The sequence below is a fragment of the Paraburkholderia sp. J11-2 genome, from assembly GCF_905220185.1.
GTDB lineage: Bacteria > Pseudomonadota > Gammaproteobacteria > Burkholderiales > Burkholderiaceae > Paraburkholderia.
The window spans coordinates 58233-77041 of record NZ_CAJMYY010000039.1; the positions used below are offsets into that span (position 1 = coordinate 58233).

14 protein-coding genes are annotated in these 18809 nt (G+C 64.2%); 2 read left to right on the plus strand and 12 right to left on the minus strand.

What is annotated here, in order from left to right:
* Positions 1-63 precede the first annotated feature (63 nt).
* The 10 genes from ftsW to coq7 form a co-directional block, all read right to left on the minus strand.
* On the minus strand, positions 64-1329 hold the full coding sequence (ftsW, locus tag U5A57_RS36850; protein WP_233882959.1) for a putative lipid II flippase FtsW: 1266 nt from the start codon (positions 1327-1329) through the stop codon (positions 64-66).
* On the minus strand, positions 1326-2843 hold the full coding sequence (gene murD / locus U5A57_RS36855; protein ID WP_321916788.1) for a UDP-N-acetylmuramoyl-L-alanine--D-glutamate ligase: 1518 nt from the start codon (positions 2841-2843) through the stop codon (positions 1326-1328). The genes ftsW and murD overlap by 4 nt, the downstream gene beginning before the upstream one ends.
* A 28-nt stretch (positions 2844-2871) precedes the next feature.
* The gene (mraY, locus tag U5A57_RS36860) at positions 2872-4041 is read right to left on the minus strand and encodes a phospho-N-acetylmuramoyl-pentapeptide-transferase (protein ID WP_028207787.1); all 1170 of its coding nucleotides are present in this window, start codon (positions 4039-4041) and stop codon (positions 2872-2874) included.
* 20 nt (positions 4042-4061) lie between these two features.
* Complete coding sequence (locus U5A57_RS36865; RefSeq protein WP_321916789.1) at positions 4062-5474, minus strand: UDP-N-acetylmuramoyl-tripeptide--D-alanyl-D-alanine ligase; 1413 nt, start codon at positions 5472-5474, stop codon at positions 4062-4064.
* On the minus strand, positions 5471-7021 hold the full coding sequence (locus U5A57_RS36870; protein ID WP_321916790.1) for a UDP-N-acetylmuramoyl-L-alanyl-D-glutamate--2,6-diaminopimelate ligase: 1551 nt from the start codon (positions 7019-7021) through the stop codon (positions 5471-5473). The genes U5A57_RS36865 and U5A57_RS36870 overlap by 4 nt, the downstream gene beginning before the upstream one ends.
* A complete protein-coding gene (locus tag U5A57_RS36875; protein WP_321916792.1) occupies positions 7018-8910 on the minus strand; it encodes a penicillin-binding protein 2 in 1893 nt (630 codons plus the stop codon). The genes U5A57_RS36870 and U5A57_RS36875 overlap by 4 nt, the downstream gene beginning before the upstream one ends.
* Positions 8907-9263, minus strand: a complete 357-nt coding sequence (ftsL, locus tag U5A57_RS36880) for a cell division protein FtsL (RefSeq protein ID WP_158758689.1) — start codon at positions 9261-9263, stop codon at positions 8907-8909. The genes U5A57_RS36875 and ftsL overlap by 4 nt, the downstream gene beginning before the upstream one ends.
* A complete protein-coding gene (gene rsmH / locus U5A57_RS36885) occupies positions 9260-10213 on the minus strand; it encodes a 16S rRNA (cytosine(1402)-N(4))-methyltransferase RsmH (protein WP_321916795.1) in 954 nt (317 codons plus the stop codon). Before rsmH ends, ftsL begins: the two co-directional genes overlap by 4 nt.
* Positions 10214-10229: 16 nt before the next feature.
* Positions 10230-10658: a division/cell wall cluster transcriptional repressor MraZ gene (gene mraZ / locus U5A57_RS36890; RefSeq protein ID WP_028207782.1), complete on the minus strand. Its 429-nt coding sequence runs from the start codon at positions 10656-10658 to the stop codon at positions 10230-10232.
* A 399-nt stretch (positions 10659-11057) separates the two neighbouring features.
* Complete coding sequence (gene coq7, locus U5A57_RS36895; protein WP_321916796.1) at positions 11058-11720, minus strand: 2-polyprenyl-3-methyl-6-methoxy-1,4-benzoquinone monooxygenase; 663 nt, start codon at positions 11718-11720, stop codon at positions 11058-11060.
* Between the two features lie 309 nt (positions 11721-12029).
* Between coq7 and U5A57_RS36900 the strand changes: the two genes are divergently transcribed.
* A complete protein-coding gene (locus U5A57_RS36900; RefSeq protein WP_321916797.1) occupies positions 12030-13214 on the plus strand; it encodes a porin in 1185 nt (394 codons plus the stop codon).
* A gap of 163 nt (positions 13215-13377) precedes the next feature.
* Here U5A57_RS36900 and U5A57_RS36905 read toward each other — a convergent pair whose 3' ends face one another.
* Positions 13378-15051, minus strand: coding sequence for a long-chain fatty acid--CoA ligase (locus tag U5A57_RS36905; RefSeq protein WP_321916799.1), 1674 nt, complete (start codon positions 15049-15051; stop codon positions 13378-13380).
* Between the two features lie 148 nt (positions 15052-15199).
* Positions 15200-17290: a molybdopterin oxidoreductase family protein gene (locus U5A57_RS36910; protein WP_321916800.1), complete on the minus strand. Its 2091-nt coding sequence runs from the start codon at positions 17288-17290 to the stop codon at positions 15200-15202.
* Positions 17291-17469: 179 nt separating this feature from the next.
* On the opposite strand from U5A57_RS36910, the gene U5A57_RS36915 reads away from it, so the two are divergent.
* Positions 17470-18663, plus strand: a complete 1194-nt coding sequence (locus tag U5A57_RS36915; RefSeq protein WP_321916801.1) for a M20 aminoacylase family protein — start codon at positions 17470-17472, stop codon at positions 18661-18663.
* The last annotated feature ends 146 nt before the right edge of the window (positions 18664-18809 follow it).

Here is an 18809-nt window from a genome sequence, read left to right on the forward strand (position 1 = left end):
AAAAATACGTTTTGGCTGCGGCGCTGCGCGCCTTCGCCGAAATCGTGCGCTGTTGCATGGGGGTCATACCTTCCCCCCACGCATCAGCACACGATTTTCATAATCGACACGCAGCAGCAACGCCACTGCGACGCAGTTCAGCAAGATGCCCGAGCCACCGTAGCTCACGAGCGGCAGCGTCAGCCCCTTGGTCGGCAACAGTCCCAGATTCACGCCCATATTGATGAAGGCTTGCGCGCCGAACCACACGCCAAGACCTTTGGCGACGAGGCCCGCGAACGTGCGGTCGAGCGCGAGCGCCTGGCGGCCGATCTCGAACGCGCGGCGCACGATCCAGTAGAACAGCAGGATCACGACGAGCACGCCGACAAAGCCGAGTTCCTCGCCGATCACGGCGAGAATGAAGTCGGTGTGCGCTTCCGGCAGATAGTTGAGCTTCTCGACGCTGCCGCCGAGACCCACGCCGAACCATTCGCCGCGGCCGAACGCGATCAGCGAGTGCGTGAGCTGGTACGCCTTGCCCTGCGCGTAGCGGTCGTCCCACGGATCGAGGTACGCGAAGATCCGCTCGCGGCGCCACGGCGACGCCCACACGAGCAGCGTGAAGGTGCCCACCGCCGTGGCCACAAGGCCGCCGAACAGCTTGCCGTTCACGCCGCCGAGGAACAGCACGCCCATGGCAATCGCAGCGATCACCATGAACGCACCCATGTCGGGCTCGAGCAGCAGCAGCGCGCCGACCACGCCCACGGCAAATGCCATAGGCAAGAAGCCCTTCGCGAAGCTATGCATGTACTCCTGCTTGCGCACCGTGTAGTTCGCCGCGTAGATCGTCACGGCGAGCTTCATGATTTCCGACGGCTGCATATTCGTGACGCCGAGCGGAATCCAGCGCCGCGCGCCATTGACGCCCTTGCCGATGTGCGGAATCAGCACGACCACCAGCATGGCGAGCGCGATGAGAAAGAGCTTCGGCGCGTAGCGGTCCCATGTGGAAACGGGAATGCGGAACGCGATGAGCGCCGCGACCGTGGCGATCGCGAGCGAAACGATGTGGCGCACGAGAAACGCCCAGTCGCGGTACGAGGCGTACTTGGGCGAATCGGGCATGGCGATCGAGGCCGAGTAGACCATCACGACGCCAAGGCCGAGCAGCGCGATCACGGCCCAAAGCAGCGAGTGATCGTAGTCGAGCATGCGCGAGCGGCCGGGACGCACGCCGTTGACGACGCTCGCAAGGCCGCCCGAACGCGCGCCGCCGCCCGACGAACCGCCGGCCTGGCCGCCTTCGCGCGAGAGGCGCGCACCGAATCGCTCGGACCAGCTCATATCATCGTCCCCCGTTCTGCGGCGATTTCTTCCACCGTGTCATGGAACACAGCCGCGCGATGGGCGTAGCCCTTGAACATGTCGAAGCTTGCGCACGCTGGCGAGAGCAACACGACGTCGCCGGGTTGCGCAAGCGCCGTGGCCGCGCGCGTGGCTTCTTCGAGTGTCGCGTGGTCGCTCATCGCGATGCCCGTTTCTTCGAGCGCCGCGCGGATCTTCGGCGCGTCGCGGCCGATCAGCATCACGGCGCGGCACCAGCGCGCAACCGGCGCCGCGAGCGGACCGAAATCCTGGCCCTTGCCGTCGCCGCCGGCGATCAGCACCGCGCGCTGCGCGAGGCCGTCGAGCGCCGCAACCGTCGCGCCCACGTTCGTGCCCTTGCTGTCGTCCACGTAGTCGATGCCGTCGATCGACGCGATCAGCTCCACGCGGTGCGGCTCGCCGCGATACTCGCGCAAGCCATGGAGCAGCGGCGCGGGCGCGAGGTCGATCGCGCGCGTGAGCGCGAACGCCGCGAGCGCGTTCGCCGCGTTGTGCAGGCCGCGAATGCGCAGAGCGTCGGCGGGCATGAGACGCTTCATGCCGAGATTCACCGGCGCCGCTTCCTGCTGCTTGCGGCGACGCGGGGACAGAGGCACGTCAGCCGGGTCGAGATCGTGAGCCTGCACGAGCCACTGCATGCCGTTCTCGCGCAGCAGACCCAGGTCGCCGTCGCTCTCGGGCTCGTTCAGGCCGAAGGTCACGACCTTCGCGTCGCCACTCGCCTTCACGCTCGCGAGCGACATGACGCGCGCGTCGTCGCGGTTCAGCACACGCGTCGTACGCGGCCCGAAGATGCGGCCCTTCGCGGCAGCGTAGGCGTCGAGCCCGCCGTGCCAGTCGAGGTGGTCCTGCGTGATGTTGAGGACCGCTGCGGCGTCCGGCTCGAACGTATGCGCCGTCTCCAGCTGGAAGCTCGACAGCTCGAGCACCCAGACATCGGGCAGCGCGGTGTTGTCGATGGCTTCGGCGAGCTTGTCGAGCATGGCCGGGCTGATGTTGCCTGCCACCGCCACGCGCTTGCCCGCACGCTCGCAGAGCATGCCGGTGAGGCTCGTCGTGGTGGTCTTGCCGTTCGTACCTGTGATCGCCAGCACCTTCGGTGCGTAGCCGCTCTCGCCGAGATGACGCAGCGCCTGAGCGAAGAGTTCGAGTTCGCCCCACACTTCGATGCCGCGCTCGCGCGCCGCCGCGATCAGCGGCACGAGATCTTCGGCGAGCGGCGAGAGACCCGGGCTGATCGCCACGAGTTCTACGCCGTCGAGCAGCGTGGGCGTGAACGGACCGCCCGTGAAATCGGCGTCGATGCCGCGCGCGGCGAGTTCCGGCAAGTTCGGCGGCGCTTCGCGCGTGTCGGCAATGCGCAGGCGGCAACCATGCCGCGCGCACCAGCGCGCCATCGCGAGACCCGATTCCCCGAGTCCCAGCACGAGCACCATCGGCTTTTGCCGATCCCGAAACTTCTCGCCAAACATCGCTTGCTTCCCTTGCTTGTTTAAAGGCTCAACGCAGCTTGAGCGTGGACAGACCGATCAGACACAGCATCAGCGTGATGACCCAGAAACGCACGACAACCTGCGTCTCTTTCCAGCCAGACAGCTCGAAATGGTGATGCAGCGGCGCCATCTTGAAGATGCGGCGCCCTTCGCCGTAACGCTTTTTCGTGTACTTGAACCAGGTGACCTGGAGCATCACGGAGAGCGTCTCCGCGACGAAGATGCCGCCCATGATGAAGAGCACGATCTCCTGACGCACGATCACCGCAATGGTTCCGAGCGCGCCGCCGAGCGCGAGCGCGCCCACGTCGCCCATGAACACCTGCGCCGGATATGTGTTGAACCAGAGGAACGCGAGCCCTGCCCCGCCCATCGCCGAACAGAAGATGAGCAGTTCGCCGGCGCCGGCAATGTGCGGAAACAGCAGATACTTCGAATAGACCGAGCTGCCCATCACATACGCGAACACGCCAAGCGACGCACCGACCAGCACGACGGGCATGATGACGAGACCGTCGAGGCCGTCGGTGAGGTTCACGGCGTTGCTCGCGCCGACGATCACGAAGTACGTGAGCGCGATGAAGCCCCACACGCCGAGCGGATAGCTGATCGACTTGAGGAACGGCAGCAGCAGGTCGGCGCGCGCGGGAAGCCCCATCGACAGGCCGCTGCGCACCCACGCCATGAAGAGATCGAACACGCGCACGTTGCTCGCTTCGGACACGCTGAACGCGAGGTACACCGCGGCGAACAAACCGATCACCGACTGCCAGAAGTACTTTTCGCGCGAAGACATGCCGCGCGGGTCCTTGTAGACGACCTTGCGATAGTCGTCGACCCAACCGATCGCGCCGAAGCCGAACGTGACGAGCATCACGATCCAGATGAAACGGTTCGTGAGGTCGCCCCACAGCAAGGTCGAAACCGCGATGCCCAGCAGAATGAGCACGCCGCCCATGGTGGGCGTGCCGGACTTCACGAGGTGAGTTTGCGGGCCGTCCGTACGCACGGCCTGGCCGACCTTCATTGCGGTGAGCTTGCGGATCACCCAGGGGCCGAGGAAAAGCCCGATCGCCATCGCGGTGATGGTGGCCATCACCGCACGGAACGTCAGATAACTGAACACGCGCAAGAAGCTTGCGTCATTCTGCAGCCATTGCGCCAGCGCCAGTAGCATGCCTTGTATTCCTTAGTATTTCAGTGCGCACCGGACTTGGCGTCCGGCGCAGGGTTTTGCGGATTCGTCAAAGCCGCCACCACGCGCTCCATCTGCATGAAGCGCGAGCCTTTCACGAGAATCGTTGCGCCAGCGCCGTAACCACCGCCAGCCAGCGAGCGCACGAGTTCGCCCACGTCCGCCGAATGCAGCGCCTGCGCGCCGAACGCCGCAGCGCTGTCACGCGCTGCGTCGCCGAGCGTGTAGAGCGCGTCGATGCCGCGCTCTTTCGCGTAAGCGCCCACCTCGCGGTGAAACGCGGGACCGTCGTCGCCGACTTCGCCCATGTCGCCCAGCACGAGCACGCGCGGCGACACGCTCGAAGCGAGCACGTCGATCGCCGCACGCACCGAATCGGGATTCGCGTTGTAGGTGTCGTCGATCACCGTCGCACCTGCCAACTCGCCGAGCGCCGCACGCTTCACCTGCAGGCGGCCCTTCACCGGCTCGAACGCTTCCAGCCCGCGGCCAATCGCTTCGAGCGATACGCCCGACGCAATCGCCGCCGCCGTGGCCGCGAGCGCATTGTGCGCGTTGTGCGCGCCCAGCACCTTCAACGCCACGTCGAGATGACCTTCCGGCGTCGAGATCGCGAGACGGTTGCCACCCAGCTTGCCGGTGACGGCCGCTTCGACCGCGCTCGTCTGCGTATGCAGCGCGAAGTCGAGAATGCGCGACCCCGTTGCCGCCACGCGCCAGATGCTCGCGTAAGCATCGTCAGCGGGAAACACTGCGACGCCCGTGGGCTTGAGCGCATGGATCACGCTCGCATGCTCGAGTGCGACGGCTTCCACCGTTGCCATGAATTCCTGATGCTCGCGCTGCGCGTTGTTCACCACCGCGACCGTCGGCTCGGCGAATTTCGCGAGCAACTCGGTCTCGCCCGGGTGATTCATGCCGAGTTCGACGACGGCCAGCCGATGAGCGCCGCTCAAACGCAGCAACGTTAACGGCACGCCGATGTCGTTATTGAGGTTTCCGGTAGTCGCAAGACGCAAATTTTCACCAACCGCCGCCGCGAAGATCGACGCGATCATTTCCTTGACCGTCGTCTTGCCGTTGCTGCCCGTCACGGCGACGAGCGGCATCGAGAAGCGGCGGCGCCAGCCTAGCGCGAGCGCGCCGAGCGCCTTGCGCGTGTCGTCCACGCGCAGCGCGGGAATACGCCAGTCGCCGGGGCTGCGTGAAACGAGCGCAGCGCTCACGTGACGGTTCGCCACTTCGCCGAGAAAGTCGTGCGCGTCGAAGCGGTCGCCCTTGAGCGCGACGAAGAGATCGCCGGGGCCCGTGGTGCGGCTGTCGGTCGAAATGCGCTCGAACGTCGCGTTCTCGTCGCCGAGCACGCTCGCGCCGGGAATCAACGCCGCGGCTTCGCGCAGGGAAAGCATCGTCATTCACCACCTCCGCGCCCGTGCGTGGCACGGGCGGCGAGTGCAAGCCGCGCGTGGTCCTGATCGGAGAACGCGCGCTTCTTGCCCATGATTTCCTGGGTCGCCTCGTGGCCCTTGCCGGCCAGCAAGACGACGTCTTCTCGTGCCGCGCCACGCACCGCTTGCAGGATCGCGCTGGCGCGGTCCTCGATGCGGCGCGCCTTCGCGCTCTCGCGCATGCCTTGCGCGATCTGGTCGATGATCGCGGCGGGCGACTCGCTGCGCGGGTTATCGCTCGTCACGACAACCTGATCGGCGAGGCGCTCCGCAATCGCGCCCATGAGCGGGCGCTTGGTCGCGTCGCGATCGCCGCCGCAGCCGAACATGCAGATGAGCTGGCCGCCGCGCGCGGCAGCCATCGGGCGCAGCGCTTCGAGCGTTTTTTCGAGCGCGTCCGGCGTATGCGCGTAGTCGATCACGACGAGCGGCTCGTCGTGATCGGCGCGGCCGCCAAGGCGCTCCATGCGGCCGTTCACCGGTTGCAGCTTCGCGATCTCGTTGAGCGCCGCGACGAGCGGCACATTCGCCGCAAGCAGCGCCCCGAGCACGCCGAGCAGATTGCTCACGTTGAAGAGGCCGAGAACATGCACCTCGACTTGCGCCTCACCCCAGTCCGACGTTTCCAGGTGGAACGCCGTGCCCGTAGCGGTCGCCCGCACATCGTTCGCGCGCAGCCAGGCGTCGGCAACGGGTGCGTCGGCGGCAGGCGTTGCAACGCCATAGGCGATCGTGCGCGCCTTGCCGCGCGTCGCGGCGATCAGGCGGCGGCCCGCTGCGTCGTCGGCATTGATGATCGCCGCACGCAGGCCCGGCCACGCGAACAGGCGCGCCTTCGCGGCTTCATAGGCCTCGAACGTGTGGTGATAATCGAGATGGTCTTGCGTGAGATTCGTGAAAACGGCGATGTCGAACGAGGTGCCGTTGACGCGGCCCTGATGCAGCGCGTGCGAGGATACTTCCATCGCAATAACCTGTGCACCTTCGCCACGCAATTGCGCGAGACTGCGCTGCAGTTGCGGCGCATCGGGCGTGGTGAAGCCCGTGTGCACGAGCTGGCCCGGAAAACCCGTGCCGAGCGTGCCGACGATCGCGCACTTCTGGCCGATGGCCGTGAACGCCGAGGCGATCCACTGGCTGCACGACGTCTTGCCGTTCGTGCCCGTCACGCCGACCACGACCATCGCATCGCTCGGGTCGCCGTACCAGCCGCTGGCGATTTCCCCTGCGAGCGCGTCGAGTTGCGGCACCGCGAGCGCGATCGACGCTTCGAGCTTGTCGCCCGTATAGCCTTCCGGCTGATACAGCACGGCTGAGGCGCCACGCTCGATGGCGCCTTCGATGTGCGGGCGATTGTCCGCGCCCTCGACGGCGTAAGCGAGAAACACGTCGCCCGGCTTGAGCGAGCGCGTGTCGGCGTGCAGGCCGGCTGCGGGCGCGACGTGCGCGCGCAGCCATGCGAGCGCGTCCGCGATCTGCCGTTGCGCGGGATGCTGGTTGCGCGTGGCGCTCATCGGACGACTCCGGGTCGATTTTTCGCGTTGTCCGCGACGGTCATGTGATGCGCAGCTGCGGTGCTTTTGTTTGCAGGTGCGTTCGCCACGCGCTTCACTGGCGCAGCCGGCGCGTTCGCAACGGCCGGGGCCGAAGCGGCGGCGCTATTGTCTTCGACGACGAGCTGCTTCACCGGCATATCCGGCGGCACGTTGAGCGAGCGCAGCGTATCGCCGACGATGCCCGAGAACACCGGACCCGACACCGCGCCGCCGAAGTGGCTGCCAGCAGTCGGTTCGTCGACCGTGACGGCCACGACGATGCGCGGATTCGGCATCGGCGCCATGCCGACGAACGACGCGCGGTACTTCGAATGATCGTAGCCGTGCGGACCATGCTTGTACGCCGTACCGGACTTGCCGCCCACGCGGTAGCCGGGCACGGCGGCGTCGGGCGAGGTGCCGTCTTTCGACACCACGCTCTCCAGCATCGTGCGCACTTCGCGCGCCGTGGTCGGCGCAAAGACCTGGGTGCCCTGCACGGGTTGCGTGTCGCCAGCGTGGCGGAAGATCGTGACCGGCAGAATCTGGCCGTCGTGCGCGATCGCCGTGTACGCCCGCGCGAGCTGGAACAGCGAAACGGAGAGGCCGTAGCCGTAGGACATCGTCGCCTGCTCGATGCGGCGCCAGCTTTTCCACGGACGCAGACGGCCCGCCGCCGCGCCGGGGAACCCGACCTTCGGCGCCTGACCGAGACCGATGCTGGTGTACATGTCCCACATTTCTTCGGGCTTGAGCGTCATCGCGATCTTCGTCGCGCCGATATTGCTCGACTTCTGGATCACGCCACCGACCGTCAGGACGCCGAACGCCGCGTCGTCGGTGATGGTCGCGCCGTCTAGCGTGAAGTGGCCCGGGCCCGTATCCACCAGTGTACTCGGCGAGACGCGGTGCAGATCGAGCGCGAGCGACACCGTAAACGGCTTCATGATCGAGCCCGGCTCGAACACGTCGGTGAGAATGCGGTTGCGCAACTGCTCGCCCGTGAGGTGCGAGCGGTCGTTCGGGTTGTAGGTCGGATAATTCACGAGCGCGAGCACTTCGCCCGTGCGCACGTCCACCACCACCGCCGCGCCGGCCTTGGCCTTGAACTTCTCGACGGCGGCCTTCAGGTTCGAATAGGCGATGTACTGGATCTTGCTGTCGATCGACAGTTCGACGTCCTTGCCATCGTGGGGCACGACCGTTTCGTCGACGTCCTCGATGATGTGACCCATGCGGTCCTTGATGACGTGGCGAATGCCGGGCACGCCCGCGAGCACCTTCTGGTCGGACAGCTCGACGCCTTCCTGGCCTTCGTCCTCGACGTTGGTGAAGCCGATCAAGTGCGCGGTGACGTCGCCTTCCGGATAGAAGCGCTTGTACTCGTTGCGCTGATACACGCCGGGAATGTCGAGCGCCGTCACTTGCTGCGCGACATCGAGCGGCACCTGGCGCTTTACATAGACGAACGTCTTGTCTTCGGAGAGCTTCGCGCGCAGCTCTTTCGTGTTCATGCCGAGCAGCGTGCCGAGCTGGTTGAGCTTGTCGGCACCGAGATCGTCGGGCACGGCTTCGGGAATCGCCCAGATTGCGCGCACGGGCAAGCTCGTAGCGAGCACGAGCCCGTTACGGTCGAGAATCTTGCCGCGCGTGGCCGGCAGCTCGATCGTGCGCTGGTAGCGGCTTTCGCCCTGCTTCTGATAAAACGCGTTGCCCGGGCCCTGAATCCAGAACGCGCGCGCGGCAAGCGCGACGAACGCCATGAACAGCAGGAACACGACGAGCTTCGAGCGCCACATCGGCAGGCGCACGGAGAGAATGGGGTTGGCGCTGAAGGCGACGCTCTTGCGGCGATTATCCTTTTTCATCGCGTGCCTCCGCGGCGGGCAGGCGTGGGCGCGGCGCCCTGCGCGGGCGCCGAGGTCGGCACGGGCGCGTCGACGGCACTGGCGCTGCCGGGCGCGAGCGTCAGATATTGCGTGCGTCCGGTCGTGACAGGCTGCATCTTGAGCGAGTCAGTGGCGATCTGTTCGATGCGCGACGTTCTCGACAGCGCGCTTTGCTGATATTGAAGCTGTGCGTAGTCCTGCTGAAGCTGATGCTCCTGCGACTGCGCGCGTTGCAACTGGATGAAGATCTGGCGCTGCTGATTGGTGGCGTTCACGACGGAAAGCGCGCACCCCATGACGACGATCAGCAGGAAGATGTTCAGACGATTCATGGCGTGACGCGCTCCGCGGTGCGCATCACGGCCGAGCGGGCGCGCGGGTTCGCGGCGACTTCCTCGTCGCTCGCGAACACGCGGCCGAGCAGCTTGAGCGGCGGGCTCGGCAGGTCGACGGCGCGGATCGGCAAGCGGCGGTCCACCGCCGGCGCAGTCGAATGCGCCTGCATGAACCGCTTGACGATCCGGTCTTCGAGCGAATGAAAGCTGATGACCACCAGCCGCCCCCCCTGTTCCAGCAACGACAGTGCTGCTTCTAGAACGACCTGCAGCTCCGCAAGCTCTTGATTGACGTGAATCCGTATAGCTTGAAAGGTGCGGGTTGCCGGGTCCTTACCCTTCTCACGGGTTTTGACGACGTTAGCCACGATTTGGGCAAGCTCGCCCGTGCTGTCGAGAGGCCCGAGACGGTCGGACTCTGCCCGGCGAGCAACAAGCGCCTTTGCAATCTGAAAAGCAAACCGTTCTTCCCCATAATCCCGAATTACCTCCGTCAGTTCCTGCACCGTGGCCCGCGCGAGCCAGTCAGCGGCGGACTCGCCGCGCGTCGGGTCCATCCGCATGTCGAGCGGGCCATCTGCGCGGAAACTGAAACCGCGCTGCGGATCGTCGAACTGCGGCGACGACACGCCAAGGTCCAGCAACACTCCCGACACACGCCCTACCCCGCGCGACGCGAGCTCGTCGCGCAGCGAAGCAAAACTCTCATGCACGATCGAAAACCGCGCGTCGCCAACGGTTTGCGCCGTGGCAATTGCCAGCGGGTCCTTGTCGAACGCGATCAACCGTCCCGCCTCTCCGAGGCGAGCGAGGATCGCGCGACTGTGCCCGCCGCGGCCGAATGTGCCGTCCACATAAACGCCGTCCGCGCGCGTGATCAGCGCGTTGACCGCTTCGTCTAGCAGCACCGTGCGATGCTGCAGTCCCTGTCCCATCGCAGATGCCATAGCTTTTTAACCGCGATCAGAACGTGAAATTTTTCAGGGCGTCGGGCATGCCCTGAGCCATCGCCGCCTGTTCCTTGGCGGCGTAGGTCTGCGCATCCCACAACTCAAAATGACTACCCATGCCGAGCAGCATGACTTCCTTTTCCATTCCTGCCGCCAGACGCAATTCAGGTGAGACGAGTACGCGGCCCGCACTGTCGACATCGACGTCGGACGCATTGCCGAGAAAAATGCGGCGCCACCAGTGCGCGTCCATCGGCAAGGCGGCGACTTTCGAGCGAAACACTTCCCATTCGGGGCGCGGAAATAGCAACAGGCAGCCGTCCGGGTGCTTGGTGATCGTCACCCGTCCTTCTGCCTGTTGTTGCAGCGCTTCCCGATAGCGGGACGGAATAGACATCCGTCCTTTCGCATCGAGTGTCAGCGCCGACGCCCCCTGGAACAATTTGCTCCCCCTAATGCGGCGCTTTTCGCCGCCCGCCTAAATCTCGGAAAATCTACCTGAATACGCGCCTGAAATCACACAAAAATACACTTTCTCACACTGTCTCCCACTTTAGAGGAACGCCCAACGAGGGTCAAGGGAGACCGGACGTTTTTTGACGAAATTTATCCGCTAGAACAAGGACTTAGCGGCACTTGTTGAAGTCGCGACAAAAGCCAAAAACCGTTATGAATGAATGAGCTAACGCAGGTTCTGAAGGTGATACGTGAAAAGCGCGGCGATAAACGGCCTATGGCGGGATCGAGCGGGGGCTTGCGGGGATTAAAACCGGGGGGCTGAAAGCTCTGAAAGATTAATACGGGCTTGGGCCGACAGCGATTGCCGGCCCAAGTCGTCTAATCAGATGTAATAGGCCGTGCGCGTCATGACTTTCGATGCTACACGCATGAGCGAACGCACTGGCAACGGCAATTCGACTCCGCCCAGATCGGCGGCCGATTTCGCGTGCGCGATTTCGTCGGCACGCATCTGCTCGACGACCGCACGCGACTCGAGATCGGCCGGCGGGAGGCTGTCGAGATGGCTGTCGAGATGATGCTCGACCTGGCGCTCGGTTTCGGCCATGAAGCCGAGGCTCACCTTGTCGCCGAGGCGGCCGGCGGCAAAGCCGATCGCGAGCGCGCCAGCGTACCAAAGCGGATTGAGCAGGCTCGGACGCGAGTCGAGCGCCTGCAGACGGCGAGAGGTCCACGCAAGATGATCCTCTTCTTCGCGCGCGGCCTGCTCGAAGGCAGCCTTGAGCGAGGGCGAGCGCGCCGAGATTTTTTGCGCCTGATACAGCGCCTGGGCACACACTTCACCCACGTGATTCACGCGCATGAGGCCGGCGGCATGCGTGCGCTCGGCGGCCGTGAGTTCGCTGCCGGCCGGCGCGGCTTCGCCCTCGGGCGTCACTTCGATGGTAACGGGGGAAGGCTGCGGCATCGGACGCGTCATGCGCGACACGCCGGTGAGGGAGCGCAGGCCCCGGTCGAATTCGGTAATCAAGTCGTCTAGCAGCATCCAGCCTCCCATTTGTTTCTTCGGCGAGCCGGAATTTCCCGCGCGCCCGGACTGCCCTCCCACCACTACACAAACTCACGGAGATCCGTCAATCCGGGGCAGCGCCGATAGATAGCCGCGTATTCTAGACCATGTTGTGTAAACGAAACAGGTACTTAGCGGTGGCCTGGCTTTTCCTTTGTGACTATTAACCCTTTTGTTACATTACGTGGCAACTTCTCGCGAAGTTAGAAGGACGGGACCCACGCACGATAAAAAACCGGTTCCGTTACAAGACGCAAAAGATTCGCAAACACTGGAGATCATTCAATGAAGAAGTCGCTTCTCGCGCTGGCTGCGCTGGGCGCGTTCGCGGGCGTTGCTCACGCTCAGAGCAGCGTCACGCTGTACGGTATCATCGACGAAGGTTTCAACATCAACACGAACTCGGGTGGCAAGCACCTGTACAACCTGTCGAGCGGCGTGATGCAAGGCAGCCGTTTCGGCCTGCGCGGCGCTGAAGACCTCGGCGGCGGCCTGAAGGCAGTCTTCGTGCTCGAAAACGGTTTCGACGTGAACACCGGCAAGCTCGGTCAGGGCGGCCTGATGTTCGGTCGTCAAGCGTATGTCGGCCTGTCGAGCTCGCAGTTCGGCACGGTCACGCTGGGTCGCCAGTACGACTCCGTCGTCGACTACGTCGGTCCGCTCGAAGCCGGCGACCAGTGGGGCGGCTACATCGCTGCTCACCCGCAGGATCTGGACAACTTCAACAACGCTTACCGTACGAACAACACGGTCAAGTTCACGAGCGTGAACTACGCTGGCCTGACGTTCGGCGGCACGTACAGCTTCGGTGGCCAGGCAGGCAACTTCACGGCGAACCAGATCTGGTCGTTGGGCGCTGGCTATAACAACGGTCCCCTCGTCCTCGGCGTTGGTTACCTGAACGCACGCACGCCGAACGCGACGGGCGGCCTGTTCAACAACGGCGGCTCGGCTGGCGCTTCGGCAGCTCTGACGGCTACGGGCAACCCGGTCTACGGCGGCTTCGCTTCGGCCAACACGTACCAGGTTATCGGTGCAGGCGGTGCTTACACGTTCGGCGCAGCGACGTTCGGCGTGACGTACTCGAACGTCAGCTTCCGCAACCTCGGCGCGACGTCCACGTCGCTCTTCGAGCGCGGCACGAATGCCAACTTCAACAACGTCGAAGCGAACATCAAGTACCAGTTCACGCCGGCCCTGCTGGCAGGCTTCGCGTTCGACTACACGGACGGCAGCAGCGTCACGCGTGCGAACGGCTCGAGCGACGGCGGTGCGAAGTACTTCCAGTACGCACTGGGTACGGACTACTTCCTGTCGAAGCGTACGGACGTCTACCTGATCGGCGTGTACCAGCATGCTACGGGCACCGACTCGACGGGCAACTCGGCTGTTGCCTCGATCAACGGTCTGACGCCGTCGAGCACGAACAACGTGTTCACGGCTCGCGTCGGTATCCGTCACAAGTTCTAATAAGAACATTCGTTGTAGTCTCGAAGGCGCCTCCGGGCGCCTTTTTTCTTTTGCGCACGCCTTGCTTCGCGACGGTGCGCAGGGCAAAAAAAACCGGCCTGCCCTCGATGGGCAGGCCGGTTTCGCTTGTAGCTCGCTAGCCTTTCGCTTCGTTCTTTCGCGTTCAGGCGCGACCGTCGCGCAGCTCGCGGCGCAGGATCTTGCCGACGTTGCTCTTGGGCAGATCGTTGCGGAACTCAATGATCTTCGGCCGCTTGTAGCCGGTGAGCTGCGTCTTGCAGTACTCGAACACGTCCTTGTCGGTGAGTGCCGGGTCTTTCTTGACGATATAGAGCTTCACCGCCTCGCCCGAGTTCTGGTCGGGTACACCCACCGCCGCCACTTCGAACACGCCCGGCAGCTTCGCCACGACGTCCTCGACTTCGTTCGGGTAGACATTGAAGCCCGAGACCAGAATCATGTCCTTCTTGCGGTCGACGAGCTTGATGTAGCCCCGCGCGTTAATGAGGCCGACGTCGCCCGACTTGAAGTAGCCGTCGGGCGTCATGACTTTCGCCGTTTCTTCCGGACGCTGCCAGTAGCCCGCCATCACTTGCGGCCCGCGGATGCAGATCTCACCGGCTTCGCCAATCGGCAGTTCATTGCCGGCGTCGTCACGAATCGAGATTTCAGTGGAAGGCAAAGGCAAGCCGATCGTGCCGGTGTATTCCGTTGCCGTAACCGGATTGCAGGTCACGCTGGGCGAGGTTTCCGAGAGCCCATAGCCTTCGACGATCGGCGTATGCGTGCGCTCGTACCAGCGCTTGGCCACGGCTTCCTGCACGGCCATGCCGCCACCGTTTGCAACGAGCAGGTGCGTGAAGTCCAGATTGGCGAAATCCGGATGGTTGAGCATCGCGTTGTAGAGCGTGTTGACCGCAGGAAAACACGTGATCGAGTAGCCGTGCAGTTCCTTGATCATGCCGCCAATGTCACGCGGATTCGGAATCAGAATCGCGAGACCGCCGGTGCGCAGCGTCAGCAGCCCGCAAACGGTCAGCGCGAACACGTGATAAAGCGGCAGCGCCGCGACCGTCACCGGCTGCGTACCGGATGGCAGTTTCGCAAGCGCGGGCTCGGTCCATGCCGCCGACTGCAGCACGTTGGCAATCAGGTTGCTATGCAGCAGCGTCGCGCCCTTGGCCACACCGGTCGTGCCGCCCGTGTACTGAAGGAAGGCGACGTCCTCGGGCGTCTGCTCGACGCGCTTGAAGCCTTTGCGTGCACCTTCGGCGAGCGCGTCGTTAAAGCGCACGTGGCCGGGCAGACTCCAGGCGGGCACCATCTTCTTCACGCGCCGCACGACGAAGTTGACGACAAAGCCCTTCGCGCCAAGCAGATCGCCCATCGCCGCGACCAGTACGTGCTTCACGCGCGTATTGGCGATCACCGCGCTCACGGTGCCGGCGAAGTTCTCGAGGACGACGATCGCTTCTGCGCCGCTGTCCTTCAACTGGTGTTCGAGCTCGCGCGGCGTGTAGAGCGGGTTCACGTTGACGACGACATAGCCCGCGCGTAGTACCGCAGCCAGCGCGACCGGATACTGCAGCACGTTGGGCATCATGAGCGCGATGCGCGCGCCACGTGCAATACCGCGCGACTGAAACCATGCGGCCAGACGCTGGGAGAGTTGGTCCAGCTCACCGTAGGTGATCGTCTTGCCCATGCATGCGAAGGCGGGCTTTGCACGGAATTCGCTGAAGCTCTCTTCGAGCAGCGCCGTGATGGACGCGTAACGGCTCGCGTCGATTTCAGCGGGAACGCCGGGCGGGTACGATTTCAGCCAGACTTTTTCCATGCAGCGTCTCCTCCTTGATTTTTCGAATGGTCGTGCTAAAAAATTGGATCGTAGCATGGCGACCCAGCTTTTATGTCAGCAAATCAGCGAGTTAGAAAGGCCCCTCGAACGGGCATTGTGGGGCCGTTAGCTATGCCATGAGGCGCTTTCAGATGCGCTCGACCTCGACGAGGCAATCGTAGAAAGTCGCCGAGCCGCCAAGGTCGGTGAGCGCCTGGCTCGTCACTTCGTTGGCGTTGCGGCCGTCCGGCGCCAGCTTCTTCCACCAGATCGACAGGCCCACCACGAGGCCGCTGCGCGCCCGGTCGGTCACGCGCGCCCGCGCGCGCATCGAGCCGCGGTCGTTGAATACGCGAACCTCGTCGCCGTCGGCAATCTCGCGGCGGGCGGCATCGGCCGGATGAAGGTCCACGTGCGGCTCGCCTTCGGTCGCGCGCAGGCTCTCCACGTTCACGAAGGTGCTGTTCAGAAAGTTGCGCGCAGGCGGCGAGATCATCGCGAGCGGATAGCGGGCGGCAAGCTCGGGCGCGCCGTCTGCCGACTCGTGCGGCGGCAGGTAGTCGGGCAGCGGATCGAGCCCGGCCTTCGCAAGCGCCTCGCTATGGAACTCGCATTTGCCCGTGGGCGTGCGAAAACCGCCGTTCGCAAACGGCGCTTCAGGAATGTTCAGCTCGAGCCAGCCTTCGCGCTTGAGCGCGGCCCAGTCGGCTCCGCCTAGCGCGGGATCGCTCCAGTCGAACGCGCGGGTCGCCACGTCTTCGTCGCTTTCGAACAGCGCCGGCTCGGTCAGGCCCATCGTGCGCGCGATGGAACGGAAAATCTCGGTATTCGGCCGCGCCTCGCCAACGGGCGCGATGGCAGGCAGGTTCGCCATGATGTGCGTGTGGCCGTAGGACTTGTGAACGTCGAGATGTTCAAGCTGGGTCGTGGCAGGCAGCAGCAGGTCGGCGTAATCGGCGGTGTCGGTCTGGAACTGCTCGAGCACGATGGTAAAGAGGTCCTCGCGCGCAAAGCCGGCGGCGACCTTCGCCGACTCGGGCGCAACCGCAACCGGATTCGAGTTGTAGACGACGATCGCTTCGACCTTCGGCCCGAATGCGGCGTCGCCTGCGTGCGTGAGCGCGTCGCCGATCTGGTTCATGTTGATGATACGCGGCTGATGCTGCGGCCAGCCCGGAATCAGATCGGGACGCTGGAGGGCGTTCGTATCGACGGGGGCCCAGCCCGACGACGAAAGCAGCACGCCGCCCGCGCGCTCGCGCCACGCGCCGGTCAGCGCGGGCAGACAGGCGATGGCACGCACGGCGTTGCCACCGCCGCGCACGCGTTGCAGGCCGTAGTTCATGCGGATTGCCGCCTTGCGCGTCGACGCATAGAGGCGCGCAAGATCGACGACGACCTGCTCCTCGATGCCGCAGATCCCGGCGACGCGCGCCGGCGTGTAGGTGAGCGCACGCGCCTTCAACGCGTCGAAGCCGTGGGTATGGGCCGCAATGTAATCGTGGTCGAGCCGGTCCTCGGTGATCAGCACGTGCATCATGCCGAGCGCAAGCGCGCCGTCTGTACCGGGCTTGAGCGCAATGTGCTGGTGGCATTTCTCGGCCGTCAGCGAGCGATACGGGTCGATCGCGATCAGCTTCGCGCCGTTGCGTTTCGCTTCTTGCGCGCGAGTCCAGAAGTGCAGGTTCGATGCGATCGGGTTAGCGCCCCAGATCAGGATCACCTCGCTTTCTGCGAAATACTCCGTGAGCATGCCGAGGCTCGAGCCAAACGTATAACGCAGGCCGGCGGCGCCCGCCGCCGCGCAGATCGCGCGATCGAGACGCGACGCGCCAAGCTTGTGAAAGAAGCGCTGTGCGATGCTATCGCCCTGAACGAGCCCCATCGTACCGGCATAGCTGTACGGCAGGATGGCTTCGGGTGCGCGCTGCGCGAGTTCGCCCAGGCGTTCAGCGGCGATCCGTGTGGCCTCGTCCCAGCTGATTGGTTCGAAACGCCCTTCCCCCTTGCGTCCAACCCGCTTCATCGGCTGCGTCAAACGCTTCGGGTGATGGACTCGCTCGGCATAGCGGGTCACTTTCGTGCACAGCACGCCCTGGGTGGGCGGATGATCCGGGTCGCCGCTCACTTTGATTGCCCGGCCATTTTCAACGGTCACGCGCATTGCGCAGGTATCGGGACAATCGTGCGGGCAAACTGCACGGGCAAATTCGCGGGCAAATTCGGCTGGGGCGTTCATCGGAAATCCGTGGGTGAGGCGTTCTGTCGTAGATGCAATTTTATTATGTCCAGGGCGCGCGCCCTGTCCGCACCCAGGGGGTTGGCGCGAAAAAAAAGGTTCGGCGTAGAATGGTTTGTCTAGACCCGGCCTGATTTGGAGACAAAGGCCGGGCGCCCACTTTTCGAGCACCGTCCGCCATGAAACTGATTCCGGAAATCCAGGCCGCCCAAGGCGAAATCCAGGGCCTCCGACGAACGATCCACGCGCACCCCGAACTGCGCTACGAAGAAACTCAAACCTCCGACCTCGTCGCTGCAAAACTCACAGAATGGGGCATTGAAGTGCATCGTGGCATGGGCAAGACCGGCGTTGTCGGTGTGCTCAAGCGCGGCACTGGCAAGCGCATGGTCGGTTTGCGCGCCGATATGGACGCCTTGCCGATCCAGGAACTCAACACGTTCGATCATCGCTCGCGCAACGAAGGCAAAATGCACGCGTGCGGCCACGACGGCCACACGGCGATGCTGCTTGGCGCAGCACAACATCTCGCGCGGCACGGACAGTTCGACGGCACGATCGTCTTCATTTTCCAGCCCGCTGAAGAAGGCGGTGCTGGCGCGAAAGCCATGATCGACGATGGCCTCTTCGAGCAATTTCCCGTGGACGCCGTTTTCGGTATTCACAACTGGCCCGGCATGCCGGCTGGCTACTTCGGTGTGACCGAAGGGCCGATTATGGCTTCTAGCAACGAATTTCGCATTGAAATCAATGGCGTAGGCTCGCACGCCGCGTTGCCGCACAATGGCCGGGATCCGGTTTTCACCGCGGTGCAGATCGCGAACGGGTTGCAGAGCATCATCACGCGCAACAAGAAGCCGCTCGATACGGCCGTGCTCTCGATCACGCAGATTCATGCCGGCGATGCGGTCAACGTGGTGCCGAACACGGCATGGATCGCGGGAACGGTGCGTACCTTCACGACGGAAACGCTGGATCTGATCGAGTCGCGGCTGCGCAAGATCGCCGAGAGCACGGCTGAGGCGTATGACTGCTCGGTCGACATCGCTTTTCATCGCAATTATCCGCCGACGGTGAACAGCAGCGCGGAGGCGCAGTTTGCCGCGGAGGTGATGCGGGAGGTGGTCGGCGCGGACCACGTTGACGCGAACGTCGAACCAACCATGGGCGCCGAGGACTTCTCGTTCATGCTGCTTGAGAAGCCCGGGTGCTATGCGTTTCTCGGTAACGGCGAAGGTGGTCACCGGGATGCGGGCCATGGTGCAGGCCCTTGCATGCTGCACAACGCGAGCTATGACTTTAACGATCAGTTGCTGCCGGTGGGATCGTCGTTTTGGGTGCACCTGGCGACGAAGTTTTTGGCTCAGCAGTGAGTCGGGCGCCAATGCAAAAAAGCCGTCCAATGGACGGCTTTTTTGCTTCCTGGCGCCTGGCGTGTCGCGTTCTTTCACGACGCCCAAACGCCAGAACCCCGGTTCTCTTTCGGAGACACCGGGGTTCTGGACGTTACAGCATAAGA